This is a genomic window from Brachyspira catarrhinii (assembly GCF_005518285.1).
Classification (GTDB): Bacteria; Spirochaetota; Brachyspiria; order Brachyspirales; family Brachyspiraceae; genus Brachyspira; species Brachyspira catarrhinii.
Genome location: NZ_SJDU01000424.1, coordinates 1 through 1,801, shown reverse-complemented (window position 1 = coordinate 1,801; position 1,801 = coordinate 1). Strand labels below are relative to the sequence as shown.

The 1,801-nt window shown below is 24.8% G+C and carries 2 protein-coding genes and 1 pseudogene; 1 reads left to right on the top strand and 2 read right to left on the bottom strand.

Annotated elements, in window-relative coordinates:
- Window positions 1–91 precede the first annotated feature (91 nt).
- Both EZH24_RS11150 and EZH24_RS11145 read right to left on the bottom strand, forming a co-directional pair.
- Window positions 92–277 (bottom strand): annotated as a pseudogene (locus EZH24_RS11150) (CarD family transcriptional regulator); the annotation flags it as partial.
- Between the two features lie 109 nt (window positions 278–386).
- Entirely contained in the window at window positions 387–1,019 is a 633-nt protein-coding gene (locus EZH24_RS11145; RefSeq protein WP_137999180.1) for a DUF2726 domain-containing protein, read from the bottom strand.
- Between the two features lie 209 nt (window positions 1,020–1,228).
- On the opposite strand from EZH24_RS11145, the gene rsmI reads away from it, so the two are divergent.
- Window positions 1,229–1,801: 16S rRNA (cytidine(1402)-2'-O)-methyltransferase (gene rsmI / locus EZH24_RS11140; RefSeq protein ID WP_137999179.1), on the top strand; the 573-nt coding region annotated here is incomplete at its 3' end.

Below are 1,801 nucleotides of genomic sequence, written 5' to 3'. Positions count from 1 at the left end.
TACGGAAGAAAAAATATAATAGAAGAAACTATAGATGTCGCGAGAAGTTGATTTACTAGAAATAAGATAAAAGAACTTTCCGCAAGCGAATAGATATTATTTTTCTTATACGATATTCTTTTACTCTACTTACGGGAACTTTTAATGTAATATTTTCGCCCTCACATTCGAATACATAGCATTCCACCAAGCGGGAATTAACTTTATTCTTTGAGATGCCCGTCACTTTACATATACCATACATAGGATACACAACATAACTATTCAATTTATACATATAATCCCTATAAATAGACAATTTTATTCTATTAATTATTTAACTATTTATAACAAAATTTTTATTGCCTTATTATATATTAAATCTATAAAAAATCAAGACCTAATAACTATGATATTTTTTGATTTTCCAAAGACTTCATTTGAGAATAAATATTAATTAAGAATTCTTCTAATTTTCTATTATCAATATATCTTTTATCGTTTTTTATATCATCTTCTTTGATTATAAAAATATTAATTCCGACTCTACTTAATACTGCATTTTTTATAAAATCGTTTTCCATAACTCTGCTTTTCGATTCCGCGCTATCTCCATAATGTCCTCCGCCATGATATTCTATTACTGCTGCAGGTTTATGATAATTTTCGCCTATTTTATATGTGAGAAGAAAGTCGCAATAAAAATCTCTAAACGATAGCCAAGATTTTGTTCCGTATTCCGCATCCAAAAAAGCCTTAAAAGACACTTGAGTATTAACATTATAACTATTCTTAAATATTTTTAGAATTGTATAATATATTTGATTTTCCTCTTTATTCATAATTCTTTTAATTCTAATTTCGCCGTCAGACATATATTCAAGACTTCTTTCGACTTTGTTTTGTTTATTATATTGGTTATTCCATTTATTATATTTATAAAATTGTCTACTTTTACCATAACCTTTATATTTAGATGACTTTGATATGAAATAAACGATTATAATAAATAATCCTATAATAAATATAGCTGCTTCCATAATTTAATCTTTTTTATAAACTAAATTAATTTATTTAATTATCGGAATTTAAATTTAAAAATATTATTTTAGAAAATTAATCGTTAAAATGTTTCATGTGAAACATTAATAATTTACTACAAATTTATAAAAATTAGGTTATTATAATATATAATGTTTCATGTGAAACATTAATTAAAACTAAAGTATTTATTATAATTTAATTTATTATGGAACTGATTTTTGATAACGACAATAACAAAATAAAAAAATCGGCTATCTATGTCGTTGCTACTCCAATAGGCAATATGGAAGATATAACTATTAGAGCGTTAAAAACTTTAAATAATGTCGACTTTATTTTGGCGGAAGATACGAGAGTAGCGATAAAATTATTAAACTTCTATAAAATAAAAAAACCTTTATATTCTTATCATAGTCATTCTTCGGAAAATAAAATAAATCAATATATAGAAAATATTTTAAAAGGAAATTCTGCTGCAATTATAAGCGATGCAGGAACTCCATGCATAAGCGACCCTGGAGTTAGTATAATAAATAAGGCGATAGAAAATAATATTGAAATAATTCCAATAGGAGGAATATCCGCTTTTACAACTTTATTATCGGTTTCTGGTTTATCGGGTAATATTTTATTCGTAGGATTTCTTTCAAACAAGAGCGGAAAAAGAAAAAATCAATTAAAAGAACTTTATGACAAAGAAAAAAATATTATTGTAATATACGAATCCGTTCATAGAATAAAAAATTGCATTGAAGATATAGTTAACATATTTGGGGAA